Origin of the sequence: Propioniciclava soli (genome assembly GCF_014858005.1) — a bacterium.
Taxonomy (GTDB): Bacteria; Actinomycetota; Actinomycetes; order Propionibacteriales; family Propionibacteriaceae; genus Propioniciclava; species Propioniciclava soli.
The window spans coordinates 132,014-156,892 of the sequence record NZ_JACYOT010000008.1 but is presented as its reverse complement, the minus strand read 5'-3'; the positions used below and the strand labels follow the sequence as shown (position 1 = coordinate 156,892).

Annotated in this window: 35 protein-coding genes and 1 pseudogene; all 36 read left to right on the top strand. The window is 69.6% G+C overall.

Going from position 1 to position 24,879, the window contains the following annotated elements; all coding sequences use genetic code 11:
* Positions 1 to 219: 219 nt before the first annotated feature.
* The 36 genes and pseudogenes from IFY26_RS10720 (at position 220) to rpsK (ending at position 24,868) form a co-directional block, all read left to right on the top strand.
* Complete coding sequence (locus tag IFY26_RS10720; protein WP_232548999.1) at positions 220 to 1,617, top strand: hypothetical protein; 1,398 nt, start codon at positions 220 to 222, stop codon at positions 1,615 to 1,617.
* 344 nt (positions 1,618 to 1,961) lie between these two features.
* Positions 1,962 to 2,273 carry a 30S ribosomal protein S10 gene (rpsJ, locus tag IFY26_RS10715; protein WP_232548998.1) on the top strand — a complete coding sequence of 104 codons (312 nt, stop codon included), beginning with the start codon at positions 1,962 to 1,964 and terminating at the stop codon, positions 2,271 to 2,273.
* A gap of 11 nt (positions 2,274 to 2,284) precedes the next feature.
* Positions 2,285 to 2,938, top strand: coding sequence for a 50S ribosomal protein L3 (rplC, locus tag IFY26_RS10710; protein WP_232548997.1), 654 nt, complete (start codon positions 2,285 to 2,287; stop codon positions 2,936 to 2,938).
* Positions 2,935 to 3,597 (top strand): annotated as a pseudogene (gene rplD, locus IFY26_RS10705) (50S ribosomal protein L4); the annotation flags it as partial. The gene rplC and the pseudogene rplD, both read left to right, overlap by 4 nt.
* A gap of 8 nt (positions 3,598 to 3,605) precedes the next feature.
* Positions 3,606 to 3,911 (top strand): 50S ribosomal protein L23, encoded by a 306-nt coding sequence (rplW, locus tag IFY26_RS10700; RefSeq protein WP_232548995.1) that lies wholly within the window; start codon positions 3,606 to 3,608, stop codon positions 3,909 to 3,911.
* A gap of 28 nt (positions 3,912 to 3,939) precedes the next feature.
* Positions 3,940 to 4,776, top strand: a complete 837-nt coding sequence (rplB, locus tag IFY26_RS10695) for a 50S ribosomal protein L2 (protein ID WP_232548994.1) — start codon at positions 3,940 to 3,942, stop codon at positions 4,774 to 4,776.
* A 17-nt stretch (positions 4,777 to 4,793) separates the two neighbouring features.
* Positions 4,794 to 5,075: a 30S ribosomal protein S19 gene (rpsS, locus tag IFY26_RS10690; RefSeq protein ID WP_232548993.1), complete on the top strand. Its 282-nt coding sequence runs from the start codon at positions 4,794 to 4,796 to the stop codon at positions 5,073 to 5,075.
* 25 nt (positions 5,076 to 5,100) lie between these two features.
* The gene (gene rplV / locus IFY26_RS10685; protein ID WP_232548992.1) at positions 5,101 to 5,502 is read left to right on the top strand and encodes a 50S ribosomal protein L22; all 402 of its coding nucleotides are present in this window, start codon (positions 5,101 to 5,103) and stop codon (positions 5,500 to 5,502) included.
* 2 nt (positions 5,503 to 5,504) lie between these two features.
* Positions 5,505 to 6,323: a 30S ribosomal protein S3 gene (gene rpsC, locus IFY26_RS10680; RefSeq protein WP_232548991.1), complete on the top strand. Its 819-nt coding sequence runs from the start codon at positions 5,505 to 5,507 to the stop codon at positions 6,321 to 6,323.
* A 2-nt stretch (positions 6,324 to 6,325) separates the two neighbouring features.
* The gene (gene rplP / locus IFY26_RS10675; protein ID WP_232548990.1) at positions 6,326 to 6,745 is read left to right on the top strand and encodes a 50S ribosomal protein L16; all 420 of its coding nucleotides are present in this window, start codon (positions 6,326 to 6,328) and stop codon (positions 6,743 to 6,745) included.
* Entirely contained in the window at positions 6,745 to 6,972 is a 228-nt protein-coding gene (gene rpmC, locus IFY26_RS10670; protein WP_232548989.1) for a 50S ribosomal protein L29, read from the top strand. The genes rplP and rpmC overlap by 1 nt, the downstream gene beginning before the upstream one ends.
* A 14-nt stretch (positions 6,973 to 6,986) precedes the next feature.
* Positions 6,987 to 7,256: a 30S ribosomal protein S17 gene (gene rpsQ, locus IFY26_RS10665; RefSeq protein ID WP_232548988.1), complete on the top strand. Its 270-nt coding sequence runs from the start codon at positions 6,987 to 6,989 to the stop codon at positions 7,254 to 7,256.
* A gap of 218 nt (positions 7,257 to 7,474) precedes the next feature.
* Positions 7,475 to 7,843 (top strand): 50S ribosomal protein L14, encoded by a 369-nt coding sequence (gene rplN, locus IFY26_RS10660; protein ID WP_232548987.1) that lies wholly within the window; start codon positions 7,475 to 7,477, stop codon positions 7,841 to 7,843.
* Position 7,844: 1 nt separating this feature from the next.
* Positions 7,845 to 8,213, top strand: coding sequence for a 50S ribosomal protein L24 (gene rplX, locus IFY26_RS10655; protein WP_232548986.1), 369 nt, complete (start codon positions 7,845 to 7,847; stop codon positions 8,211 to 8,213).
* A 1-nt stretch (position 8,214) separates the two neighbouring features.
* Positions 8,215 to 8,877: a 50S ribosomal protein L5 gene (gene rplE, locus IFY26_RS10650; RefSeq protein WP_232548985.1), complete on the top strand. Its 663-nt coding sequence runs from the start codon at positions 8,215 to 8,217 to the stop codon at positions 8,875 to 8,877.
* Positions 8,878 to 8,885: 8 nt separating this feature from the next.
* Complete coding sequence (locus tag IFY26_RS10645; RefSeq protein WP_232548984.1) at positions 8,886 to 9,071, top strand: type Z 30S ribosomal protein S14; 186 nt, start codon at positions 8,886 to 8,888, stop codon at positions 9,069 to 9,071.
* 199 nt (positions 9,072 to 9,270) lie between these two features.
* Positions 9,271 to 9,678: a 30S ribosomal protein S8 gene (gene rpsH, locus IFY26_RS10640; RefSeq protein ID WP_232548983.1), complete on the top strand. Its 408-nt coding sequence runs from the start codon at positions 9,271 to 9,273 to the stop codon at positions 9,676 to 9,678.
* 18 nt (positions 9,679 to 9,696) lie between these two features.
* Entirely contained in the window at positions 9,697 to 10,239 is a 543-nt protein-coding gene (rplF, locus tag IFY26_RS10635; protein ID WP_232548982.1) for a 50S ribosomal protein L6, read from the top strand.
* Positions 10,240 to 10,241: 2 nt separating this feature from the next.
* Complete coding sequence (gene rplR, locus IFY26_RS10630; RefSeq protein ID WP_232548981.1) at positions 10,242 to 10,625, top strand: 50S ribosomal protein L18; 384 nt, start codon at positions 10,242 to 10,244, stop codon at positions 10,623 to 10,625.
* Between the two features lie 20 nt (positions 10,626 to 10,645).
* Positions 10,646 to 11,269: a 30S ribosomal protein S5 gene (rpsE, locus tag IFY26_RS10625; protein ID WP_232548980.1), complete on the top strand. Its 624-nt coding sequence runs from the start codon at positions 10,646 to 10,648 to the stop codon at positions 11,267 to 11,269.
* On the top strand, positions 11,269 to 11,451 hold the full coding sequence (rpmD, locus tag IFY26_RS10620) for a 50S ribosomal protein L30 (protein WP_232548979.1): 183 nt from the start codon (positions 11,269 to 11,271) through the stop codon (positions 11,449 to 11,451). The genes rpsE and rpmD overlap by 1 nt, the downstream gene beginning before the upstream one ends.
* 1 nt (position 11,452) lies before the next feature.
* Positions 11,453 to 11,893, top strand: coding sequence for a 50S ribosomal protein L15 (gene rplO / locus IFY26_RS10615; RefSeq protein ID WP_232548978.1), 441 nt, complete (start codon positions 11,453 to 11,455; stop codon positions 11,891 to 11,893).
* A gap of 334 nt (positions 11,894 to 12,227) precedes the next feature.
* Positions 12,228 to 13,781 (top strand): ABC transporter substrate-binding protein, encoded by a 1,554-nt coding sequence (locus IFY26_RS10610; protein WP_232548977.1) that lies wholly within the window; start codon positions 12,228 to 12,230, stop codon positions 13,779 to 13,781.
* 19 nt (positions 13,782 to 13,800) lie between these two features.
* On the top strand, positions 13,801 to 14,742 hold the full coding sequence (locus IFY26_RS10605) for an ABC transporter permease (RefSeq protein WP_232548976.1): 942 nt from the start codon (positions 13,801 to 13,803) through the stop codon (positions 14,740 to 14,742).
* Positions 14,739 to 16,538 carry a dipeptide/oligopeptide/nickel ABC transporter permease/ATP-binding protein gene (locus IFY26_RS10600; RefSeq protein WP_232548975.1) on the top strand — a complete coding sequence of 600 codons (1,800 nt, stop codon included), beginning with the start codon at positions 14,739 to 14,741 and terminating at the stop codon, positions 16,536 to 16,538. The genes IFY26_RS10605 and IFY26_RS10600 overlap by 4 nt, the downstream gene beginning before the upstream one ends.
* Positions 16,535 to 17,401: an ATP-binding cassette domain-containing protein gene (locus tag IFY26_RS10595; RefSeq protein ID WP_232548974.1), complete on the top strand. Its 867-nt coding sequence runs from the start codon at positions 16,535 to 16,537 to the stop codon at positions 17,399 to 17,401. Before IFY26_RS10600 ends, IFY26_RS10595 begins: the two co-directional genes overlap by 4 nt.
* Before the next feature lie 20 nt (positions 17,402 to 17,421).
* Positions 17,422 to 18,138, top strand: coding sequence for an SOS response-associated peptidase (locus tag IFY26_RS10590; protein WP_232548973.1), 717 nt, complete (start codon positions 17,422 to 17,424; stop codon positions 18,136 to 18,138).
* 122 nt (positions 18,139 to 18,260) lie between these two features.
* Positions 18,261 to 19,601, top strand: a complete 1,341-nt coding sequence (gene secY / locus IFY26_RS10585) for a preprotein translocase subunit SecY (protein WP_232549032.1) — start codon at positions 18,261 to 18,263, stop codon at positions 19,599 to 19,601.
* The gene (locus tag IFY26_RS10580) at positions 19,598 to 20,173 is read left to right on the top strand and encodes an adenylate kinase (protein ID WP_232548972.1); all 576 of its coding nucleotides are present in this window, start codon (positions 19,598 to 19,600) and stop codon (positions 20,171 to 20,173) included. Before secY ends, IFY26_RS10580 begins: the two co-directional genes overlap by 4 nt.
* The gene (gene map / locus IFY26_RS10575) at positions 20,170 to 21,012 is read left to right on the top strand and encodes a type I methionyl aminopeptidase (protein WP_232548971.1); all 843 of its coding nucleotides are present in this window, start codon (positions 20,170 to 20,172) and stop codon (positions 21,010 to 21,012) included. Before IFY26_RS10580 ends, map begins: the two co-directional genes overlap by 4 nt.
* An 86-nt stretch (positions 21,013 to 21,098) precedes the next feature.
* The gene (locus IFY26_RS10570; RefSeq protein ID WP_232548970.1) at positions 21,099 to 22,784 is read left to right on the top strand and encodes a formate--tetrahydrofolate ligase; all 1,686 of its coding nucleotides are present in this window, start codon (positions 21,099 to 21,101) and stop codon (positions 22,782 to 22,784) included.
* A 38-nt stretch (positions 22,785 to 22,822) separates the two neighbouring features.
* Complete coding sequence (locus tag IFY26_RS10565; protein WP_232548969.1) at positions 22,823 to 23,194, top strand: DUF1707 SHOCT-like domain-containing protein; 372 nt, start codon at positions 22,823 to 22,825, stop codon at positions 23,192 to 23,194.
* A 188-nt stretch (positions 23,195 to 23,382) separates the two neighbouring features.
* Positions 23,383 to 23,604, top strand: a complete 222-nt coding sequence (gene infA, locus IFY26_RS10560) for a translation initiation factor IF-1 (RefSeq protein WP_232548968.1) — start codon at positions 23,383 to 23,385, stop codon at positions 23,602 to 23,604.
* Between the two features lie 84 nt (positions 23,605 to 23,688).
* A complete protein-coding gene (gene rpmJ / locus IFY26_RS10555; RefSeq protein ID WP_002514836.1) occupies positions 23,689 to 23,802 on the top strand; it encodes a 50S ribosomal protein L36 in 114 nt (37 codons plus the stop codon).
* 236 nt (positions 23,803 to 24,038) lie between these two features.
* Complete coding sequence (rpsM, locus tag IFY26_RS10550) at positions 24,039 to 24,413, top strand: 30S ribosomal protein S13 (protein WP_232548967.1); 375 nt, start codon at positions 24,039 to 24,041, stop codon at positions 24,411 to 24,413.
* A gap of 32 nt (positions 24,414 to 24,445) precedes the next feature.
* Positions 24,446 to 24,868: a 30S ribosomal protein S11 gene (gene rpsK / locus IFY26_RS10545; protein ID WP_232548966.1), complete on the top strand. Its 423-nt coding sequence runs from the start codon at positions 24,446 to 24,448 to the stop codon at positions 24,866 to 24,868.
* The last annotated feature ends 11 nt before the right edge of the window (positions 24,869 to 24,879 follow it).

Genomic DNA, 24,879 nt, shown 5'->3' with positions numbered 1-24,879 from the left:
CGCCGTGCAGCACTGGCGCACCCGTCATTTCCCGCCGACTGATGGCATCGGGCGAGACCGGGCGCAGCGATGTCCGGTGGTGGGGCGGCGGGGGCGCGTCGTCGCCCCCACCCGTTGCCGGACGTCACGGGGAATTACTTGGCCCTGCGATGGGAGGGCCCGTACGCTGAGAGCACGCTGAGAGCTCTCTCAGCTTCGGACCGCACCGAAAGATCCCCCATGACGACACGTTCCCCCCTGCCCGCCTGCGCGGCGCTGCTCGGCCTGGTCGCCTCCTTCGCCCTGGTCGTGCCCACCCCGGCCGCGGCCGCCCCGGCGGACACGGCGATCCGTTGGTCGCCGACGTCCTTCTGGACGTCCAGCGTGGCCGATGCGCCGCTGGACCCCCGCTCGGCCGAGATGGCCCAGAACCTGGCGCACCAGGTGACCAGCCGCTACGACGGCGTGGCGGCGTTCAACGCCCACCAGTACTCCACGTCGCTGTCCCTCGCGGACGCGAACACGCCCCGCTACGACATCGCCTTCGACGACTGCCAGCGCAAGGGCTGGACACCCCGGGAGCTCTACGAGGGCCCCGCCCATTTCGCCGACGTGCCCGTGCCTGCGGACGCCGTCGCCTCCGCGGGCACCGACAAGCACGTGACGATCTACGACCCCGAGGCCGACAAGGTCTGGGAGTTCTGGGTGTTCGAGCGGACGGCCACGGGCTTCTCCGCCTGTTGGGGCGGGCGCATCGACGACGCCTCGTCCGACGACGGCGTCTTCCCCGCCGGTTTCGGGGCCTCGGCCACCGGGCTGCCGCTGATGTCCGGCGTCATCACCTTCGACGACCTGCGACGCGGACACATCAACCACGTCATGACGATCGGCCTGCCGGAGGTCGCGCACTGGACCGATGTGTCCTGGCCCGCGAATCGCAGCGACGGCAGCGGCTGGGGCATCATCCGTGAAGGGCAGCGCATCCGCCTCGACCCGAGCGTCGACCTCGACTCCCTCGACCTCACGCCCATCGGGCGCATGATCGCGGAGGCGGCCCAGACCTACGGGTTCGTGGTGGCCGACCAGTCCGGTGCCGTGTCGGTCTACGCGGAGTACGCCGGGCCCTGGACGGGGTCGGACCCCTGGTCGAAGCAGCTCGGAACGACGCCCACGTACTTCGTCATGCGGAACTTCCCCTGGGAGCGCACGCAGGTCATCGCGAAGGACCACGGCAAGACGACGCCGGCGCCCCAGGCCGTGGCCCCCGTGCCGGTTCCCACGCCCACGCCCACGCCGACCCCGACGCCGACTCCCACGCCGACGCCCACGCCGACCCCGACCCCCACGCCGACGCCCACGCCGACCCCGACCCCCACGCCGACCCCGACGCCGACTCCCACGCCGTTCGCGGGCGCCGTCGGGGTGCGATGGACCGCGTGCGACGCGGTGCTGGTGGACGCCTCCGCGCTCGCCACGGACGCCCGGGTCACGATCGCCTGGGGTTCGAACTGGACGCGCATCGGGGGAGGGCGCACCTGGTGGTCCGGCTCGAAGCCCGACTTGGGTTCGGTGCGCGTCACGGTCACCGACGCCCAGGGGCAGCAGTCCGAACCGGTCTCGTTCCAGCGTTCCTGTTGAGCGCTCTGGACGCCCCCGGCGCACGTCGCCGGGGGCGTGCAACCCGGACCGGCCGGATTTGCCCGGTCCGGGCGTCCGTGACAAACTGTTCGGGTTGCTTTGACGCAGGTTGCGGCAAGGCCGTCGTGGGTGCGCCCGCGGCGGGACCCGCAGAAGAAGCCACCCCGAGCAAGCCGGGCGGTTGTCGCCGGGCCCTACCAAACCGATCGAACGTGAGGTTTGCGCGGCCCAAGAGGCGCGACACGCCCGACCGCGGGGGTCGCAGTGACAAGGGGTTTCTCAACCGAGAGGCCCACCGAGGGCGGGGCGGATGCACCCCGGCCACGACAACACGAAGGATTTCCATGGCGGGACAGAAGATCCGGATTCGACTCCGGGCCTATGACCACGAGGTCATCGACACGTCGGCGAGGAAGATCGTCGACACGGTCACCCGTACCGGCGCCCAGGTCGCCGGCCCGGTGCCCCTGCCGACCGAGAAGAACGTGTACTGCGTGATCCGGTCGCCGCACAAGTACAAGGACAGCCGCGAGCATTTCGAGATGCGCACCCACAAGCGGCTCATCGACATCCTCGACCCCACGCCGAAGACGGTCGACTCGCTCATGCGACTCGACCTTCCGGCCGGTGTGGACATCGAGATCAAGCTTCCGTGAGGTCCGCTGCCATGAACAACGAACGCACCGTCAAGGGCATCCTGGGCTCCAAGCTCGGCATGACCCAGCTCTGGGACGCCGACAACAAGCTCGTCCCCGTCACCGTCATCCAGGCGGGCCCCTGCGTGGTCACGCAGGTCCGCACGCCGGAGGCCGACGGCTACAACGCCGTCCAGCTCGCTTTCGGGGCCGTCAAGCCGAAGAACGTGAATCGGCCGCAGACCGGCCACTTCGAGGCCGCCGGGGTCACCCCGCGCCGCCACCTCGTCGAGCTCCGCACCGCCGACGCGTCCGAGTACACCCTCGGCCAGGAGGTCGGGGCGGACGCCTTCGCCGCCGGCGAGGTCGTCGACGTCACCGGCGTCAGCAAGGGCAAGGGCACCGCGGGTGTCATGAAGCGTCACGGCTTCCACGGCCTGCGCGCCAGCCACGGTGTGCACCGCAAGCACCGTTCGCCGGGCTCCATCGGCCAGTCCTCCACGCCGTCCCGCGTCTTCCCGGGCATGCGCATGGCCGGCCGCATGGGCGTCGACAAGGTGACCGTCCAGAACCTCACCATCCACGCGGTGGACGCCGAGCGCGGCCTCCTGCTGGTCAAGGGCTCGATCCCCGGACCCAAGGGCGCCCTCGTGGTCGTCCGCACCGCGTCCAAGAAGGGAGCATGAGCATGAGCGCCCAGACCGTGAAGGTCCTCGGCACCAGCAAGAGTGCCGACCTGCCCGCCGAGATCTTCGACGTGCAGACCAACGTGCCGCTGATCCACCAGGTCGTGGTGGCCCAGCAGGCCGCCGCCCGTCAGGGCACGCACGCCACCAAGACCCGCGGCGACGTCCGCGGTGGTGGCGCCAAGCCGTGGCGCCAGAAGGGCACCGGCCGCGCCCGTCAGGGTTCGCGCCGCGCCCCGCAGTGGACCGGTGGCGGCATCGTCCACGGGCCGCAGCCGCGCTCCTACGCGCAGCGCACCCCCAAGAAGATGGTGGCCGCCGCACTGCGTGGCGCCCTGTCCGACCGCGCCCGTGAGGGTCACGTCCACGTCGTCGACAGCTTCGGCACGCAGACGCCCTCGACCCGCACCGCGCTCCAGGCACTTCAGGCCGTGACCGGCCGCCGCCTGCTGGTCGTGCTGCACCGGGACGAGGACGTGGCGTGGCTCAGCCTGCGCAACGTGGCAACCATCCACCTGCTCACCTGGGACCAGCTGAACGCCTACGACGTGGTAGTGGCCGACGACGTGGTCTTCAGCGTGCAGGCGCTGGACGCCCTTGTGGCGGCCCGCGGCGCCGGCCTCACCGAGGCCGCTGCCACCGAGACGGACGCCGAGGAGGCCGAGAAGTGAGCACCCCGCTGAAGATCAAGGACCACCGCGACGTCCTGCTCGCGCCGGTCGTGAGCGAGAAGAGCTACGGGCTTCTCGACGAGAACAAGTACACGTTCCTCGTCGACCCCGGAGCCAACAAGACCGAGATCAAGATCGCCGTCGAGAAGGTGTTCGGGGTCAAGGTCACGAACGTCAACACGATCAACCGGAAGGGCAAGACCCGCCGGACGCGCTACGGCACGGGGCGGCGTCCCGACACCAAGCGCGCCATCGTGACGGTGGCCGAGGGCGACCGCATCGACATCTTCGGCCAGGCGTGAGCCGGCCCGACGACAAGGACGATTGAGCATGGCTATCCGCAAGTACAAGCCGACCACCCCGGGCCGTCGTGGCTCGTCGGTGTCGGATTTCGCAGAGATCACGCGGTCGACCCCCGAGAAGTCGCTGACCGTCCCGGTCAAGAAGACCGGCGGTCGCAACAACCAGGGTCGTATCACCACCCGCCACATCGGCGGCGGCCACAAGCAGGCCTACCGCATCATCGACTTCAAGCGCTACGACAAGGACGGCGTCCCGGCCAAGGTCGCTCACATCGAGTACGACCCGAACCGCACGGCGCGCATCGCCCTGCTGCACTACGCCGACGGCGAGAAGCGCTACATCATCGCCCCCCACGGCCTCGGCCAGGGTGCGTCGGTGGAGGCCGGTGAGGGTGCCGACATCAAGCCGGGCAACAACCTGCCGCTGCGCAACATCCCGGTGGGCACCACGGTGCACGCCGTCGAGCTCCGCCCCGGCGGCGGCGCCAAGATGGGTCGCTCCGCGGGTGCGGGCATCCAGCTGGTGGCCCGCGAGGGCCGCTTCGCCACGCTGCGGCTGCCCTCGGGTGAGATGCGCATGGTGGACGTTCGCTGCCGCGCGACCGTCGGCGAGGTCGGCAACGCCGAGCAGAGCAACATCAACTGGGGCAAGGCCGGCCGCAACCGCTGGAAGGGCGTCCGCCCGACCGTCCGTGGTGTGGTCATGAACCCGATCGACCACCCGCACGGTGGTGGCGAGGGTCGCACGTCCGGTGGCCGTCACCCGGTGAGCCCGTGGGGCAAGCCCGAGGGGCGCACCCGCAACAAGAACAAGGCGAGCAACAAGCTCATCGTCCGCCGTCGCAAGACCGGCAAGAAGCGCTGACCGGGGAGTAGGAAGAGATGCCACGCAGCCTGAAGAAGGGCCCCTTCATCGACGAGCACCTGGCCAAGAAGGTCGATGTGCAAAACGATGCGGGCAAGAAGAACGTCATCAAGACCTGGTCGCGCCGTTCGATGATCAGCCCCGACATGATCGGTCACACCATCGCGGTGCACGACGGTCGCAAGCACGTGCCGGTGTTCGTCTCCGAGGCCATGGTGGGGCACAAGCTGGGCGAGTTCGCCCCGACGCGCACCTACCGCGGTCACGTCAAGGACGACAAGAAGTCGCGACGCCGCTGAGCGCCGTAGAGAAGGAATGGATTCAATGAGCAACAACACCACGCGGCCGAGCCGCCGCGCTGCGCTGCTCGGGGACCGTGCCGGCTCGTACGCCATCGCGCGTCACGTGCGGATGTCCCCGACGAAGGTGCGCCGTGTCGTGGACGTCGTCCGCGGCATGGGCGTCACCGACGCTCTCGCCGTCCTGCAGTTCCAGCCGCAGGCCGCCGCCGAGCCGGTCGCCAAGGTGGTCGCGTCCGCGGCCGCCAACGCCGAGAACACCGAGGGGCTGCGGGTCGATGACCTGTTCATCTCCACGGCGTTCGTGGACGAGGGCGTCACGCTGCGCCGCATCCGCCCGCGGGCCAAGGGCTCCGCGAGCCGGATCCTGAAGCGTGGGTCCCACATCACTGTCGTTGTCGAGCCCAAGGGCCAGAAGGGAGCCTGAGCATGGGTCAGAAGATCAACCCCCATGGCTTCCGCCTGGGCGTCACCACCGATCACACCACCCGTTGGTACGCGGACAAGAACTACGCCGAGCTCGTGAACGAGGACGTCAAGATCCGTGACTTCCTCACCAAGAACCTCGAGCGCGCCGGTATCAGCTCCATCGAGATCGAGCGTCGCTCCGAGCGCGTCACGATCTTCCTGCACGCCGCGCGTCCGGGCATCGTCATCGGCCGCAACGGCGCCGAGGCGGAGCGCATCCGTGGCTCGCTGGAGAAGCTGACCAACAAGCAGGTGCAGCTCAACATCCTCGAGGTCAAGAACCCGGAGATCGACGCGCAGCTCGTCGCCCAGGGCATTGCCGAGCAGCTGGGTGCCCGTGTGGCGTTCCGCCGTGCGATGCGCAAGGCGCAGCAGACGGCGATGCGGTCGGGCGCGCTGGGCATCAAGATCCAGTGCTCCGGTCGTCTCGGCGGCGCCGAGATGAGCCGCTCGGAGTTCTACCGCGAGGGCCGCGTGCCGCTGCACACGCTGCGCGCCGACATCGACTACGGCTTCTTCGAGGCCCGCACGACGTTCGGTCGCATCGGCGTCAAGGTGTGGATCTACAAGGGCGACGTCTCCGGGTCGCGCGCCGAGCGCGCCGCCCAGAAGGCCGCCCGTGCCAACGCCGGCGGTGGCCAGCGTCGTCCGGGCCGTGGTGGCCCGCGTCGTGACGACCGTGGCCCCCGCGGCGATCGTCCCGAGCGTGGCGGACGCCGCCGCGCCGAAGCCGCTGCCGAGGCCCCCGTGGCCGAGGCGGCGCAGACCGAAGGAGCGTGACCATGCTGATTCCGCGTCGCGTCAAGCACCGCAAGCAGCACCACCCGAAGCGTGACGGGATGGCGAAGGGCGGCACCAAGCTGGCCTTCGGCGAGTTCGGGATCCAGGCGCTGGAGGGGTCCTACCTCACCAACCGCCAGATCGAGAGCGCCCGTATCGCCATGACCCGTCACATCAAGCGTGGCGGCAAGGTGTGGATCAACGTCTACCCCGACCGCCCCATGACGAAGCACCCCGCCGAGTCCCGCATGGGCTCCGGCAAGGGCTCGCCCGAGTGGTGGGTCGCCAACATCAAGCCGGGCCGCGTGCTCTTCGAGCTCTCCGGCGTCTCGGAGGACGTGGCCCGCGAGGCCATGCGTCTGGCCATCCACAAGCTGCCGTTCAAGGCGCGCTTCATCAAGCGGGAAGCAGGTGAAATCTGATGGCCGAGGCTGTCACTGCCGCCGATCTGCGTGGCCTGAGCCGCGCCGACCTCGACGCCAAGGTGCGCGAGCTGAAGGAGGAGCTGTTCACGCTCCGCTTCCAGTCCGCCACCGGGCAGCTCGAGTCCCACGGTCGCCTCCGCGAGGTCCGCAAGGACATCGCCCGTGTCTACACGGTGATCCAGGAGCGCAACCTCGGCATCGTCCCCGATCCCGACGCGAACTGAGGAACTGAACAGACATGAGTGAAACTGTCGAGCGGAGCACGCGGCGGAAGGTCCGTGAGGGCCTCGTCGTGAGCGACAAGATGGACAAGACCATCACGGTGGCCATCGAGCAGCGCGTCAAGCACGCGCTGTACGGCAAGGTCATGACGCGCACCCTGAAGCTGAAGGCCCACGACGAGGAGAACTCGGCGGGGACGGGCGACCGCGTGCGCATCATGGAGACCCGGCCGCTGTCGGCCACCAAGCGGTGGCGCCTGATCGAGATCGTCGAGAAGGCCAAGTGACGCCCGGGGGCACTGGCCCCCGGCGTCTCGCACCGGCACCGTTCCTGACGAGCTGACCCCGGCTTGGAAACCCGACCAGCAACGACCAGGAACACGCCGCCCACGGGCGGCAGGTGCCCCGTTCCGCCAGGCCCGCGAGGGAACCGGCGAAACAGAGGAGAAGAAGAAATGGTTCAGCACGAGCGAAGCTCGTACCAGCCCCATCGGCGAGGTGTGAAATGATCCAGCAGGAATCGCGACTGAGGGTCGCCGACAACACGGGTGCGAAGGAACTGCTCTGCATCCGCGTGCTCGGTGGCTCCAAGCGCCGCTACGCCGGCCTGGGCGACCGCATCGTCGCCACGGTGAAGGACGCCATCCCCGGCGGCAACGTGAAGAAGGGCGAGGTCGTCAAGGCCGTCATCGTCCGCACCACCAAGGAGACCCGTCGTCCCGATGGCTCCTACATCAAGTTCGACGAGAACGCCGCGGTCATTCTGCGGAACGACGGCGAGCCCCGCGGCACGCGCATCTTCGGCCCGGTCGGCCGTGAGCTGCGTGACAAGCGCTTCATGCGCATCATCTCGCTCGCCCCGGAGGTGATCTGACATGACGAACTCGCTGCACGTGAAGAAGGGTGACACCGTCAAGGTGATCGCCGGTGACCAGAAGGGCGCCGTGGGGGAGATCATCAAGGTCTTCCCGCAGGAGAACAAGGTCATCGTCGAGGGCGTGAACATCATCAAGCGCCACACCGCGGCGAACCCCAACACCCGTCAGGGCGGGGGCATCGTCGAGACCGAGGCGCCCATCCACGCCAGCAACGTCCAGCTCGTGTACGAGGGCACTGGCCGCAACGCCAAGACGACGCGCGTCGGTTACGACCGCGTCGAGGTGACGAAGCGCCGGCCCGACGGCACCGAGTACACCACCCAGCGGAGCGTTCGCGTCGCCCGCAAGACCGGGAAGGAGATCTGAGATGACCGACACCGCCACCCAGGCCCCGGTCAAGGAGCTCCCGCGCCTCAAGAAGAAGTACCGCGAGGAGATCCGCGAGGCCCTGAACTCCGAGTTCGACTACGCCAACGTCATGCAGATCCCCGGCCTGGTCAAGGTCGTGGTGAACATGGGCGTCGGCGAGGCCGCGCGTGACTCCAAGGTCATCGACGGCGCGATCCGCGACCTCACGGCCATCACCGGCCAGAAGCCGCAGGTCACCAAGGCCCGCAAGTCCATCGCGCAGTTCAAGCTGCGCGAGGGCATGCCGATCGGCTGCCACGTCACCCTGCGCGGTGACCGCATGTGGGAGTTCACCGACCGTCTGCTCAGCCTGGCGCTGCCGCGCATCCGCGACTTCCGCGGCCTGTCGACGCACCAGTTCGACGGCAAGGGCAACTACACCTTCGGCCTCACCGAGCAGGTCATGTTCCACGAGATCGACCAGGACCGGATCGATCGCGTGCGCGGCATGGACATCACGTTCGTGACGTCGGCCGAGACGGACGCTGAGGGCCTGGCCCTGCTGCGCGCCCTCGGATTCCCGTTCAAGGCTGCCGAGAACGACCCGCGCAGGAACGTCGCCCGCCGGCGCGCCTACACGGGCTCGAAGAGCCAGATCAAGAAGCAGCTCAACAGGAGGTGAACTGACCCATGGCGAAAACTGGACTCAAGGTCAAGCAGAGCCGCAAGCCCAAGTTCGCGGTCCGCGCGTACACCCGGTGCAACCGCTGCGGGCGTCCGAAGTCGGTCTACCGCAAGTTCGGGCTGTGCCGCATCTGCCTGCGCGAACTCGCCCACCGCGGCGAACTGCCGGGCATCGTGAAGTCGTCCTGGTAATCACCGCGACTCGCTCCGCTCGTTACCGCGGGGAGGAACTCGCTCCGCTCGTGCGACTCAACTGAAAGCCCCGGCGCTGACGCGCCGGACCCCGGGCCTGGCGGCCCGGGGTGCGCCGCTCGCGGCGCACTCACAACCAACGGGAAGGTCCCGGCCGGGTGTACCCGGCGGGAAACCGCTCGAGAAAGGGCAACCGCCCATGACCATGACCGATCCGATCGCAGACATGCTGACGCGTCTGCGGAACGCCAATCAGGCGTACCACGACTCCACGTCCATGCCGCACAGCAAGATCAAGGTGGGTATCGCCGAGATCCTGCAGCAGCAGGGCTACATCACCGGCTTCGAGGTGCTCGAGCCGGCCGAGGGTGAGGTCGCGAAGACCCTTCGCGTCACCCTCAAGTACGGCCAGAACCGCGAGCGTTCCATCGCGGGCCTGCGCCGCATCAGCAAGCCCGGCCTCCGGGTGTACGCCAAGAGCAACGCGCTGCCCAAGGTCCTCGGTGGCCTCGGCATCGCGATCATCTCGACGAGCCAGGGCCTGCTGACCGACAAGGAAGCCAACTCCAAGAGCGTGGGCGGGGAAGTCCTCGCCTACGTCTGGTGAGCGAGAGGAGCTGAGAACATGTCCCGAATCGGCAAGCTCCCCATCGCCATCCCCAGCGGTGTCGAGGTGACCCTCCAGGGCCAGGACGTCGCGGTGAAGGGCCCCAAGGGCTCCCTGAGCCTGACGGTGGCCGAGCCCATCAGCGTCGGCAAGAACGACGCCGGTGAGATCGAGGTGACCCGCCCGAACGACGAGCGCGAGAACCGTGCCCTGCACGGCCTGACCCGCACGCTGGTCAACAACATGGTCATCGGCGTGACCGAGGGCTATGAGAAGAAGCTCGAGATCGTCGGCGTCGGTTACCGCGTGATCTCCAAGGGCCCCAAGCAACTCGAGTTCAACCTGGGGTTCAGCCACCCGGTCGTCATTGACGCGCCGGAGGGTGTCACCTTCACCGTGGAGCGCCCGACGGCGTTCTCGGTGCAGGGCATCGACAAGCAGGTCGTCGGCGAGGTCGCGGCCAACATCCGCAAGATCCGCAAGCCCGAGCCGTACAAGGGCAAGGGTGTGCGGTACGCGGGCGAACGCGTCCGTCGCAAGGTCGGAAAGGCTGGTAAGTGACCATGGGCATCTCCCTGTCCCAGAACAAGGGCATGGCCGCCCGGACCAAGGCGCGGCTGCGCCGTCAGGCCCGCGGTCGGAAGAAGATCTTCGGCAGCGGCGACCGTCCGCGCCTCGTGGTGACGCGCAGCGCGCGCCACATCGTGGCGCAGGTGATCGACGACACCCAGGGCGTCACCCTGGCGTCGGCGTCCACGATGGAGGCCGACCTTCGTTCCAGCACCGGCGACAAGAGCGACAAGGCCAAGCAGGTCGGCGCGCTCGTGGCCGAGCGGGCGAAGCAGGCGGGCGTGGCGAACGTGGTGTTCGACCGCGCCGGCAACCAGTACCACGGGCGGATTGCGGCGCTGGCTGACGGCGCACGCGAAGCCGGCCTCGGATTCTGATCGAAGCGGAAAGGAACAAAATGGCGAACGAGAACGCCTCGAACCAGCGCGGTGGCCGCGCTGGCGGTGGCGAGCGTCGCGGCCGCGACGATCGCCGGGGTGGGCGCGACAACGCAGCCCGCGAGGAGAAGAGCCAGTACCTGGAGCGCGTGGTTGCGATCAACCGCGTGGCCAAGGTCGTGCAGGGTGGCCGTCGCTTCAGCTTCACCGCGCTCGTCGTGGTGGGTGACGGTGAGGGCACCGTGGGCGTCGGCTACGGCAAGGCCAAGGAGGTGCCCGCGGCGATCGCCAAGGGCGTCGAGGAGGCGAAGAAGAACTTCTTCCGCGTCCCCCGCATCCTGGGCACGATCCCACACCCCGTCCAGGGGGAGAAGGCGGCCGGCGTGGTGCTGCTGCGTCCGGCGTCCCCGGGTACCGGCGTGATCGCCGGCGGCTCGGCCCGCGCGGTGCTCGAGTGCGCCGGCATCCACGACGTGCTCGCGAAGTCCCTGGGCAGCGCGAACGCGATCAACGTGGTGCACGCCACGGTGAGCGCGCTCCAGCAGCTCGAGGAGCCGGAGCAGGTCGCGCGTCGTCGTGGCCTCCCGGTCGAGGACGTGGCCCCGGCCGCTCTGCTCAAGGCTCGCAAGGAGGGTGCTGCCTGATGGCCACGCTCAAGGTGACCCAGATCAAGAGCGCCAACAGCGCGAAGAAGAACCAGGCCGAGACGTTGCGCACGCTCGGGCTGAAGAAGATCGGCGACGTCGTGGAGAAGGAGGACCTTCCGCAGTACCGCGGCATGGTCAACACTGTCATCCACCTCGTCTCCGTCGAGGAGGTTGAGTGACATGGCGCTGAAGGTTCACCACCTGCGTCCGGCCCCCGGGGCCAAGACCGCCAAGACCCGCGTGGGTCGTGGCGAGGCGTCCAAGGGCAAGACCGCCGGCCGTGGCACCAAGGGCACCGGCGCGCGCAAGAACGTCTCCCCGGCGTTCGAGGGCGGGCAGATGCCGCTGCACATGCGGTTGCCGAAGCTCCGCGGCTTCCAGAACCCGTTCCGGGTCGAGTACCAGGTCGTCAACGTGGGCAAGCTCGGCGAGCTGTTCCCCGACGGCGGCTCCGTGACCGTGGCTGATCTCGTCGAGATCGGCGCGGTGCGCAAGGGCCACCTGGTCAAGGTGCTGGGCTCCGGCGACCTCAAGGTCGCCGTGCAGGTCCAGGCCCACGCCTTCACGGGTTCGGCCAAGTCCAAGATCGAGGCCGCCGGCGGCACCGCCACCGAGGTCTGATCCCAGGGTCGCAACGACACCGCACACGGCGGGCATCCACTCCGGATGCCCGCCGTGTCTGCGTTTCGGCCCCGCCGAGGGGGCGCGACATGCTCGCTTGCGTCTCGAACTCCGGTACCGGTGGCGGAGTTCGATGCCTGAAGTGGAGTGTGACCACGAGGACACCCGGTGATCTGGACGCCGCAGGCGGCTCGGGGAGGTCCCCGCACTCCAACAGATAAATATTCGTTACTGACTTGTCACTCGAAATGGCCGCCATCGTGAGCGAAGTGGTCCAGATTGTCAGCGACCGGGAGGCCCCACCGAGGGGGCGCGGGCGAGGAAGGGACCGAAGATGATCCGCAGGGATTTCCTGAAGCTAGTGGCGGGTTCGGCCGCCGTGGGTGCCGTCGGCGCCAGCGTCGCCGGCTGTGGCGGCGGCCAGACCAGCAACGGCGGCGCGACGGGCAGTGGGGGTGAGGGGACGGCGCCGTCCCTGACCTACGGCCTCATGAGCGCCCCGATGACGTTCGACCCCTCCAGTGGCGAGTGGGGCAACCGGCTGCCGTACTACCAGTTGCCCTACGACACCCTGCTGTGCGCGACGCCCGAGGGAGGGATCGACCCCTGGCTGGCCACCGAGTGGAGCTACGACGACACCGAGACCGCGCTCACGCTCACGTTGCGCGACGATGTCACCTTCTCCGACGGCGCCACGCTGGACGCCGCGGCCGTCCAGGCCAGCATGGAGCGGTTCCGCACCGGTGGAGGCCCCGACCAGGGCTACATGCGCTACGTCGACTCCGTCGAGGCGCCGGACGCGACGACGGTGGTCGTGCACCTGACCCAGCCCGACCCCGCCTTCCTCAACTACCTGACCCGCACGGCGGGTCTGGTGCTGAGCCCCAACGCGGCAGAGAACGCGGACCTTGACACCAACCCCGTCGGCTCGGGCCCCTACACCCTCGACGCCGGCGCCTCGGTCTCGGGCACGTCGTACGTCTTCAACCGGCGCGAGGGGTACTGGAACCCCGACGCGCAGCACTACGACACCATCACCCTGCGCGTCTTCAACGACCCGACGGCCACCCTGAACGCCCTGCGGGCCGGCGAACTCAACGCCGCCAAGCTGCAGACCGCGGAGATGTTCGGCCAGGCCCAGCAGGCGGGGTGGACGCTGAACGAGAACGAACTCGACTTCTCCGGCCTGCTGCTGCTCGACCGAGCCGGCACCATGGCGCCGCCGCTGGGTGACGTCCGGGTGCGCAAGGCCATCAACATGGCCGTCGATCGCGAGGCCTTCCTCCAGGCGGTCGTGTTGGGGTACGGCACGCTCACCGAGCAGGTCTTCCCGCCCACCTCCGCGGCCTACGACGAGGCGCTGGACTCCACCTACGGGTACGACCCGGAGGGTGCCCGTGCGCTGCTCGCCGAGGCCGGCTACCCCAACGGCTTCAGCCTCGAGATGCCGAGCTCGGCCCTGCTGGGCACCACGACGTTCAACCTGCTCCAGCAAGCGCTCGGCGACATCGGGATCACGGTCACCTATGTCGACCCGGGCCAGAACTTCATCGCCGACCTGCTCGCACCGCGCTTCGCGGCATCGTACATGTCGCTGGAACAGAACCCCGACTGGCAGCTCACGCAGTTCATGGTGAGCGAGGACGCGGTGTTCAACCCGTTCCACTACGCCGACGACCAGGTCAACGCCTGGCTGGAGGAGTACCTGCAGGCCGACGAGGCTCGCCGCGACGCGATCATGGGCGAGCTGAACGCCTACCTGGTCGACCAGGCCTGGTTCGCGCCGTTCTTCCGGATCCCCGGGGTGGTGGCGTCCGACCCCAACACGCAGGTCACGATGCTGCCGACGAACACCTTGCCCAACATGTACGACATCCGCCCGGCCTGACCGGGGGAGAGCGGTCACCATGGCGCGTTTCATCGTGAGACGGGTGCTCTCCCGGGTGGTGTTGCTGTTCGCGATCACCACGTTGGCGTTCATCCTGTTGTACGCCGGCAGCGGCGACATCGCCCGGCGCATCGTCGGGCAGACGGCGACCGCCGAGCAGGTGGCGGCGCGCGCCGCCGAGCTCGGGCTGGACCGCCCGGTTCTGGAGCAGTACGTCAGCTGGCTCGGCAACGCGGTCACCGGCAATCTCGGGCGCTCCTGGTTCTCCGGGCAGCTCGTGCTGGACGGGGTGGCGAGCCGCATGGCCGTCACGCTGTCGCTCGTGATCGGCGCGACGATCATCTCGGCGCTCCTGGCGGTGGCGCTCGGTGTGTGGGCTGCGCTGGCGCGCGGGGTGGTCGACCGGGTGATCCAGTTCCTCACCGTGCTGGGCATGGCGGTTCCGGGCTTCCTCGTCGCCGTCGGGCTCGTGTTGGTGTTCGCCCTCCAACTCGGCTGGTTCCGGGCCACGGGGTTCACGCCGTTCGCCCAGGATCCCGGCGGATGGGTGCGTTCGGTCACGCTGCCGATCGCCGCGCTGGCCGTCGGCGGGGTCTCCGCCGCGACGCAGCAGATCCGCGGCTCGGTGATCGACGCCCTCCAGCGCGACTACGTCCGCACCCTGCGCAGCCGCGGTCTCGACACGCGCAGCGTCGTGTTCAAGCACGTGCTGCGCAACTCGATCGGCCCCGCCCTGGCGATCCTCAACGTGCAGTTCGTCGGCATGCTCGGCGGCGCCGTGATCGTCGAGCAGGTCTTCGCGCTCCCGGGCCTGGGGCAGTTGTCGGTCGCGGCCACCCTCCAGGGTGACATCCCGATCGTCATGGGCCTCGTGCTCGCCACGGCCGCCATCGTGGTGGTCGTCAACCTCGCGATCGACCTGGCGCAGGCGTTCCTCAACCCGAAGGTGAGGCTGGCATGAGCGACACCAAACCCACGATGCCGATCCCGGTGACCAAGCGTTCGCAGGGACTGTTGCGGCGCGTGATGAAGAATCCCGTCGGCCTCGTGTCCCTGGGGTTCATCCTGCTGATCTTCGGCCTCGCGCTCTTCGGCGGGCTGCTCGCCCCGCACGATCCGAACCTCTCCGACGCGCGGCTGATCCTCGCACCCGCGTCCGCGGACCACCCGCTGGGCACCGACCCGTCGGGACGCGACGTCCTCAGCCGCCTGCTGGTGGCGACGCAGATCTCGCTGTTCGCCGCGACGCTGGCCCTGGTCGTCGCGCTCGTCATCGGCGTCCTGGCCGGCCTGGTGGCCGGTTACTACAAGGGCTGGATCGACGGGGTCTTCGGTTGGATCACCGCGCTCACCATCTCCATGCCGGGCATCATCATCCTGCTGGCCGCACGTACCATCATCGGCCCGTCGGTGTGGCTGGCCATGCTGGTGTTCGGCGTCCTGATGTCGCCGTCGTTCTACCGACTCGTCTACGCGTCGGTCAGCGCGGTGCGCGAGGAGCTCTACGTGGACGCCGCGCGCGTCTCCGGGCTCTCCGACGGGCGCATCATCAGCCGCCACATCCTCGGTGTCGTCCGGGCGCCCATCATCATCCAGTCCGCCATGATCCTCGGCATCGCGGTGGCCATCCAGTCGGGGCTGGAGTTCCTCGGCCTGGGCGACACCCGCGTCCCCACGTGGGGCGGCATGCTCTCCGACGGCTTCGCCGCGATGTACCGCGCGCCGATCCTGATGCTCTGGCCGTCGCTGGCGATCGGTCTCACCTCCATCGCGCTCACGCTGTTCGCCAACGTGCTCCGCGACGAGCTGGAGCGCAGCGGCGGGATCCTGCGCCGCCGCAAGAAGGGCGCGCAGGCGGCCGAGAAGCGGTCGCGCCAGGGCGATCCGGTGCTCGTGCACGGCGAGGACGCCCACTCGGCACGGCGCACCGGTGAGGTGTTGCTGGACGTCAGCAACCTCCACGTCGGCTACGACCAGCCCGACGGCAGCCTCGTCGAGGTGGTGCGCGGCGTCGATCTCACGATCCGGCGCGGCGAGGTCCACGGGCTGATCGGTGAGTCCGGTTCGGGCAAGTCGCAGACGTCGTTCGCCATCCTCGGGCTGTTGCCGAGCGGCGGCCGGGTGGTCGACGGGTCGGTCGTCTTCGAAGGGGTGCAACTGGCGAACGCGGACGCCGACGCCTACGCCACGGTGCGCGGCACGCGGATGGCCTACATCCCCCAGGAACCGATGTCGAACCTCGACCCGATGTTCACGATCGGCAGCCAGCTCACCGAACCGTTGCGCAAGACGCAGGGCATGGACAAGAAGGCCGCGACAAAGAAGGCGCTCGCGTTGCTCGCACGCGTCGGCATCCCCGACCCCCAGCGGACGTTCGACGCCTATCCCCACCAGATCTCCGGCGGCATGGCCCAGCGCGTCCTGATCGCCGGGGCGGTGTCGTCCGACCCCGACCTGCTCATCGCCGACGAGCCGACGACCGCGCTCGACGTCACGATCCAGGCCGAGGTGCTCGACCTGATCCGGGACCTGCAGCAGGACTACGACATGGCCGTGTTGTTGGTCACGCACAACTTCGGCGTCGTCGCCGACCTGTGCGACCGCGTGTCGGTGATGCGCGAGGGCAAGATCATCGAGACCGGCCCCGTCCGCGGCATCTTCGCCGACCCCCAGCACGCCTACACCCAGTCGCTGCTGGACGCCATGCTCGAGGACTCCGCCCCGCGTCCGCCACTGACACAAGGAGCGCGCTCGTGACCACGCCGCTGTTGGACGTCCGCGACCTGGACGTCATCTACCCGGCCCGGGGCGGCGCCAAGCCGTTCCACGCCCTCAAGAAGGTGTCGCTCGACATCCTGCCCGGTGAGACGGTGGGCCTGGTGGGGGAGTCGGGCTCCGGCAAGACCACCCTCGGACGGGCCGTGCTCGGCCTCGCCCCGGTGAGTGCGGGCAGCATCGCGTTCGACGGACGAGACATCTCGCACCTGAGCCGGCGCGCGCGGCGTCCGCTGGCGCGCGACCTGCAGGTGGTGTTCCAGGATCCGTACAGCTCGCTGAACCCGTCCATGACCATCGAGCAGATCCTCGCCGAGCCGCTCACCGCCAACGGCGTGGAGGGCAAGGCGGCACGCGACCGCGTCCGTGGGTTGCTGGACCGGGTGCACCTGCCGGCCGACGCCGCGAACCGCCTGCCGAAGGAATTCTCCGGTGGCCAGCGGCAGCGGATCGCGATCGCGCGGGCGCTGGCGCTCGACCCGAAGCTCATCGTGTGCGACGAGGCCGTCTCGGCGCTTGACCTCTCCACGCAGGCGCGGGTGCTCGACCTCTTCATCGAGATCCAGGAGGCCACCGGCGTCGCCTACCTGTTCGTGACCCACGACCTGGCGGTCGTGCGCCACGTCAGCCACCGCGTGGCCGTGTTGTACCGCGGCGAGATCGTGGAGTCGGGCCCGGGTGCGCAGGTGACGCTGCACCCGGAGCACCCCTACACCCAGCGGCTCTTCATGGCAGCGCCCGTACCCGACCCCGACCGGCAGCAGCAGCGCCGCGAGGCCCGGCGGGAGCTGCTCGCCGCCCAGGCCTCGGGTGCGCCGGGTGGGGGAGCCACGGCCGCGCAGTAGGCTGCGCCCGGGAGGCAGACATGTGCGGACGGTTCGCGGCGTCGGCGAGCACGGAGGACATCGTGGCCACCTTCGCGATCGACGAGGTGGTCGACCTCGTCGCACCCACCTGGAACGCCGCGCCCACCGACCCGGTGCCCGCCGTGGTGGAGCGCCTGGACGCCGACGGCGCGGTGCTGCGCAAGCTCGTGACGCCGCGGTGGGGCCTCGTGCCGTCGTGGGCGAAGGATGCCCGCGGCGGTGCCCGCATGATCAACGCGCGCAGCGAGACGGTGGCGACGAAGCCCGCGTTCGCGCCGTCGTTCGCCCAGCGCCGCTGCCTGATCCCCGCCGACGGCTTCTATGAGTGGGAGACGGTGCCGCCGGCGTCCGGACGCGGCCGCCCGGCCAAGCTGCCCTGGTTCGTCCGGCCGGCCGACGGCGGCCCGATGGTGATGGCTGGCATCTACGCCTTCTGGCGCGACCGCACGCTCGGTGCGGACGCCCCTTGGCTCACGACGTGCTCCATCATCACCACGCAGGCGACCGACGCACTCGGCACCCTGCACGACCGGATGCCGATGGTCGTGCGGCCCGACGACTGGGACGCGTGGCTCGACCCGCGGCAGGACGACCCCGCCGCAGCGCTCGGCCTCCTCGCCGTCGACGAGGGTGCCGACGTGAGCGTCGTCCGCGTGGGGACGGCGGTCAACCAGGTGCGCGCCGACGGCCCGGAGCTCCTCCACCCGGCCACCTGAGCCGGCGTGCGGAGAGGGGCTGGCTCCGCTGACGGAGCCGATGTGGGGCGCGTCACCGATGATTGGTAGAGTCTGCGAGGTTGGGCGAGGTGCCCAATGAGGTGCTCACGAAGAGGAACCGGATGCTCTCCGCCTTCACCAACGCGTTCAGGACTCCCGACCTGCGTCGGAAGATCCTGTTCACGATCGGTATTCTCACGGTCTTCCGCGTCGGATCGGTCATCCCGGCGCCGAACGTGAACCTCCAGAACATCGACACCTGCCGCATCCAGGCCACCACCGGCGATGCGGCCGGCATCTACTCGATGATCAACCTCTTCTCCGGCGGCGCGCTGCTCCAGTTGGCGATCTTTGCGCTCGGCATCATGCCGTACATCACGGCGTCCATCATTCTGCAGCTGTTGACGGTGGTGATCCCGCGGCTGGAGGCCCTCAAGAAGGAGGGCGGCGCCGGCCAGCAGAAGATCACGCAGTACACCCGGTACCTGACCATCGTGCTCGCTGTCATGCAGTCGACGGCCTTCGTGACGATGGCCGTCACGGGCCAGCTCTTCCAGGGCTGCGCGCTGCCGGTGGTCTACGACGCGACGCTGTTCCCCATCATCGTGATGATCCTCACCATGACGGCCGGCACCGGCATCGTCATGTGGCTGGGCGAGCTCATCACCGAGCGCGGCGTCGGCAACGGCATGTCGATCATGATCTTCACCCAGATCGCCGCCGCCTTCCCGGCGCAGACCTGGGGCATCGCGCTCAGCCGCGGCACCACCGAGTTCATGGGCGTGACGCTGCCCAACTCCGCGGGCTGGATGGCGTTCCTGGTCGTGCTCGCGGTGGGCTTCGTGGTGATGCTCGGTGTGTTGTTCGTGGAGCAGGCGCAGCGGCGCATCCCCGTCCAGTACGCCAAGCGCATGGTCGGACGCCGCCTCGTCGGGGGCAGCACCACCTACATCCCGCTCAAGGTGAACCAGGCGGGCGTCATCCCGGTCATCTTCGCCTCATCGATGCTGTACCTGCCGATGATGATGAGCCAGTTCTTCCCCGACAACCCCGTCTCGCAATGGGTGGGGTCCAACCTCATGCCCGGTCAGAGCCTGTGGTACAACCTGCTCGAGTTCGTGCTCATCATCGCGTTCGCCTACTTCTACGTCTCGATCACCTTCAACCCCGAGGAGGTGGCGGACAACATGAAGAAGTACGGCGGGTTCATCCCCGGCATCCGGGCCGGCAAGCCCACGGAGCGCTACCTGGCGCACGTGCTCAGCCGCCTCACCGCCCCCGGGGCGCTGTACCTCGCGGTCATCGCCATGATTCCGGCGATCGCCTTCATCCTGCTCGGCACGGCGGGCCAGTTCCCGTTCGGCGGCACGTCGATCCTGATCGTCGTGGGCGTGGGTCTCAACACGGTGCAGCAGATCCAGAGCCAGCTCCAGCAACGCAACTATGAAGGGTTCCTGCGATGAGGCTGTTGATCACGGGGCCGCCGGGGGCGGGCAAGGGCACGCAGGCAGCGAGCATCGCCGTCCGCCACCAGATCCCCGCCGTCTCGAGTGGCGACATCTTCCGCGACAACATCAAGCGCCGCACCCCGCTGGGGGAGCGCGTGGTGGAGATCATCGAGCGCGGTGACTTCGTGCCCGACGTGATCACCTCCTCGCTCGTCATGCAGCGTCTGTGCGAGCCCGACTGCTGGCGGGGTTGGCTGCTCGACGGCTACCCCCGCACGCTCGGCCAGGTCGAGGCGCTCGACATCGTGCTGGAGGAGACGAAGACGAAGCTGGACGCCGTGATCGCCCTCGAGGCCGATCCGGACGCCCTCGTCGCGCGCATGATGCACCGGGCCCAGGTGGAGGGGCGTCCGGACGACAACGCGGACGCCATCCGTCACCGCATCGAGGTCTACCGGGCGGAGACGGCCGACGTGATCGGCGTCTACCGCGAGCGCGGGCTGCTCGTGGAGGTGGACGCCGTGGGGACGATCGAGGAGGTCCGTGACCGCATCTCCGACAGCCTCGACGCGCACCTGATGCCGTGATCGGGCGGCGCGGGATCGAGACGAAGACGCCCGACCAGCTTCGCCTCATGCGGCGGGCCGGGATCGTGGTGGCGGAGGTGCACGCGCGTCTGTCCGCCGCAGCGGCCCCCGGGGTCACCACCGGCGAGTTGGACGCCCTCGCCCGCGAGATCATCGCCGCCCACGGCGCGGAGTCCTCCTTCCTCAACTACGGCGCGGCTTGGGGCCACCCGCCCTACCCAGGGGTCACCTGCATCTCGGTGAACGAGGAGATCGTGCACGGCATCCCGGGCGAGCGCGCGCTCGCCGAGGGTGACCTGGTGTCCGTGGACTTCGGGGCCGCCATCGAGGGGTGGCACGCCGACGCCGCGCTCACCTTCGGGGTGGGCGAGTTGGCGGAGGCGGACGCCGCCCTGTCGGACGTCACGCGCGAGGCCCTGTGGGCCGGCATCGCCGAGGCGCTGCTGGGCCGCCGGATCGGCGACATCGGCGCCGCCGTCGCGGCCAGCGTCGAGGCGGGTGGTCCGCAGTACGGAATCCTGGAGGACTACACGGGCCACGGGATCGGCTCGGCGATGCACCAGCCGCCTGACGTGCCCAACACCGGACGCCCCGGCCGCGGCCCCAAGATCGTCGCCGGCATGGCGCTGGCGATCGAGCCCATGGTGACGCTGGGGGCGACCGAGGGCGTCACCCTGGACGACGACTGGACCGTGGTGACACCGGACGGCTCCCGCGCCGCGCACTGGGAGCACACCGTGACCGCGACGCGGGACGGTCTGTGGGTGCTCACCGCGGCCGACGGTGGGGAGGCCGAGCTCACCGCTCGGGGCCTGCCGTTCGCCCCGTTGGCTGACTGACCGATTCGCCGCAGACTGCGGCGTCGTGGACGCGGGGCGGCAAAGATTTTGCCGCGCGGCGGGCAGACCCGTGTTAGACATGGGGTGTGCTGACCGACCTGGAGATCGCCCAGTCCGCTCGCCCGCGTCCGCTGACCGAGATCGGTGGACGCCTCGGCCTCACCGAGGACGACCTCGAGCCCTACGGACGTCACGCCGCCAAGGTGGAGCTCGCCGCCGTCGGGGCTCGGCGCCCCCGGGGGCGCTACGTGGTCGTCACGGCGGTGACGCCGACGCCGCTCGGGGAGGGCAAGACGGCGACGGCGGTGGGGCTGACGCAGGGGTTGGGCCGGCTGGGGCTCGAGGCGTCCGTCGCCCTGCGGCAGCCCTCGCTGGGGCCGGTGTTCGGCATCAAGGGTGGGGCCGCCGGCGCGGGCCACAGCCAGGTCATCCCGATGGAGACGATGAACCTGCACCTCACCGGTGACTTCCATGCGGTGACGGCCGCGCACAACCTGCTCGCGGCCATGGTGGACAACCACCTGCACCACGACAACGCCCTGGGCCTCGTGCCGCACTCGATCACGTGGGGCCGGGTGCTCGACATGAACGACCGCGCCCTGCGCCACATCGTGGTGGGGCTGGGCGGGCGGTTGGACGGGGTGCCCCGGGAGACCCGCTTCGACATCACGGCAGCATCGGAGGTCATGACGCTGCTCGGCCTGGCGACCTCCCTGGACGACCTGAGGGCACGGCTGGGCCGCATCGTGGTGGGCTTCGACGGCGACGGCCGGCCCGTGACCGCTGAGGCCCTCAAGGCGGCGGGCGCCATGGCGGTGCTGCTGGCGGACGCCGTCCGCCCCAACCTGGTGCAGACGCTCGAGGGTCAGGCGGCCCTCGTCCACACCGGGCCGTTCGGCAACATCGCCACCGGCAACAGCTCGATCGTGGCCGACCACGTCGGGCTCGGTCGCTCCGACGTGGTGGTGACCGAGGCAGGGTTCGGCGCGGACCTCGGCTATGAGCGGTTCGTCAACGTCAAGTGCCGGACGTCGGGGTTCCGGCCGGACGCCGCCGTGGTGGTGACAACGGTGCGTGCGCTCAAGGTGCACTCCGGCGCGCACCGGGTGGTGGCGGGACGCCCGCTCCCCGCGGAGCTGCTGGCCGAGCGGCCCGACGAGGTCGCCGCCGGTCTGGCGAATCTCGACCACCACCTCGACATCGTGGCGTCCACCGGCGTTCCCGCGGTGGTGGCGATCAACGCCTTCCCCGGCGACCACCCCAGCGAGCACGCGGTGATCGCCTCCCGGGCGGCCGAGCGGGGCGTCCGGTGCGCGGTGTCGACCGCGGTGGCGGACGGGGGTGCGGGAGCGGTCGACCTCGCCGAGGCGGTGTGGGAGGCGTCCGCCGAGGCGTCCGAGCTGCGGTTCCACTACCCGGTGGACGCGGGCGTGGAGGCGAAGCTGGGCGCCCTCGCGCGCGACGTGTACGGGGCGGGTTCGGTGGCGTTGGCACCCGAGGCGTCCCGCCAGGTGGCCCGGTTGGAGGAGCTGGGGTACGGCGCGCTGCCGGTGCTGGTGGCCAAGACGCACCTCTCCACGACGGCGCGGCCGCAGGACCGTGGCGCCCCCACCGGCTGGGAGCTGCCGATCCGAGAGGTGCGGCTGGCCGCGGGGGCGGGTTACGTCTACGCACTCGCGGGGGACATGCAGACGATGCCGGGGCTGGGGTCGACGCCGGCGGCGACGCGCATGGATCTCGGCCCGGACGGCCGCGTCACCGGTCTGTTCTGATCGGCCGGGGGGAAGGGCCGACCGGCTACCATGGCGGCGTGCCCGAACTCCCGCGCTCGTCCAAGTACGTGTCCATGCCGCACGCCGCGCTGGACGACGCCGAGCGCAACCGGCTGGTCGCGCGGTTGAACGAGGCCTACGCCGACGGGGCCGTGGGCAGTGATGCCTACCACGCCCACCTCGACCGCCTGTTCTCCGCCTCGACGCTGGGGGAGGTGGTTCCGGTCGTGCAGGATCTGCCCTCGGTGGCCACGCACGAGACCCCGGCGCTCGTCGAGGTCGGGACGACTCCGCCCGGGGAGGTCGCGCCGGCGTCCGCGCCCAGGCCGATGACCACGGTGCTGCTGGCCGCAGCTGGCGGTGTCGCGCTCATGGTGCTGGTCGTCCTGGTGCTGCTGATCCTGTTGTGAGGACGGCGTCGGCTGCGCGGTGATGCGTCGCCCTGCCGGGGCGGATGGGCGCGGCGGCGGCGTCCGCGGGGGGGTGTCCGCGGGGGAGGCGTCCCTGCCGATTTGAGCCGCCCTGGGGTCCGGAGTAGTATGGACTGTCGGTCACCTGCGTCCAGGTGGCGATGCGTCCCGTCGATTCCAAGGAGATCATGGCCAAGAAAGAAGGCGCCCTCGAGATGGAGGGCACCGTCGTCGAGGCTCTGCCCAACGCGATGTTCCGGGTGGAACTCGGCAATGGGCACAAGGTGCTGACGACGATCAGCGGCAAGATGCGGCAGCACTACATCCGCATCATTCCCAATGACCGTGTGGTCGTCGAGCTGTCCCCCTACGATCTCACGCGCGGTCGCATCGTCTACCGGCACAAGTGATCCGCGCTACACCCGTAGCGCACGTCCGTCCCCGTTCGAGCACGGCCCTCGGCCATGCCCGGACACAGCAGAGAAAGTAGCTCGATGAAGGTTCAGCCGAGCGTCAAGAAGATCTGCGACAAGTGCAAGGTGATCCGCCGGCACGGTCGCGTGATGGTCATCTGCGACAACCCGCGCCACAAGCAGCGCCAGGGCTGACGCCCCTGGTGCGGCCGGGCACGTAGGGCCGCACGTCGTCCACCCACCCGGGTGCGTCGACACAACTGAAGAACGTGACTGCAGACCCAGCCGGGGCGGGGGAGTGACCCCGCACGCCACGCCGGCTGGTTCCACCCTCGGTGCGAAGGCCGAGGCCCGCGCTCAGGCGCGCGGGACGCGTCACGCCACACACCTTCGCGGCCCACACCGGGCCGTACAACGAAAGGACACGCCTGATGGCACGTCTCATCGGAGTCGATCTGCCGCGCGAGAAGCGCACCGAGATCGGCCTCACCTACCTCTTCGGCATCGGACGCACCCGGGCCAAGGAAATCCTCGCCGCCACCGGCGTCAGCGGCGATGTCCGCGTGAAGGACCTGACCGACGACCAGCTCGTCGCGATGCGTGACTTCATCGAGGCGAACTACGAGACCGAGGGTGACCTCCGTCGTACCGTCGCCGCCGACATCCGCCGCAAGATCGAGATCGGCAGCTACCAGGGCCGCCGTCACCGGATGGGCCTCCCGGTCCGCGGGCAGCGCACCCGCACCAATGCGCGCACCCGCAAGGGCCGCAAGAAGGCCGTCGCCGGAAAGAAGAAGGCCCGCTGACGCGGCGCCTGAGGCAGAAGGAGATCTGACACATGGCTACCGCAGGCCGTACCAAGGCGCAGAGCGCCGCTTCGGCGAAGAGCAAGGTTCGCCGCAAGGAGAAGAAGAACGTCACCGCCGGACAGGCGCACATCAAGAGCACGTTCAACAACACGATCATCTCGATCACCGACGCCAACGGCGCCGTGATCAGCTGGGCGTCCGCCGGCACCGTCGGCTTCAAGGGCTCCCGCAAGTCGACGCCGTTCGCCGCCCAGATGGCGGCCGAGGCCGCCGGGCGCCGCGCCATGGAGCACGGCATGAAGCGCGTGGACGTCTTCGTCAAGGGCCCCGGCTCCGGCCGTGAGACCGCGATCCGCAGCCTCGGCGCGCTGGGTCTGGAGATCGGCCCGATCTCCGACGTGACCCCCGTGCCGCACAACGGTTGCCGCCCGCCCAAGCGCCGTCGCGTCTGAGCCCGAGAAAG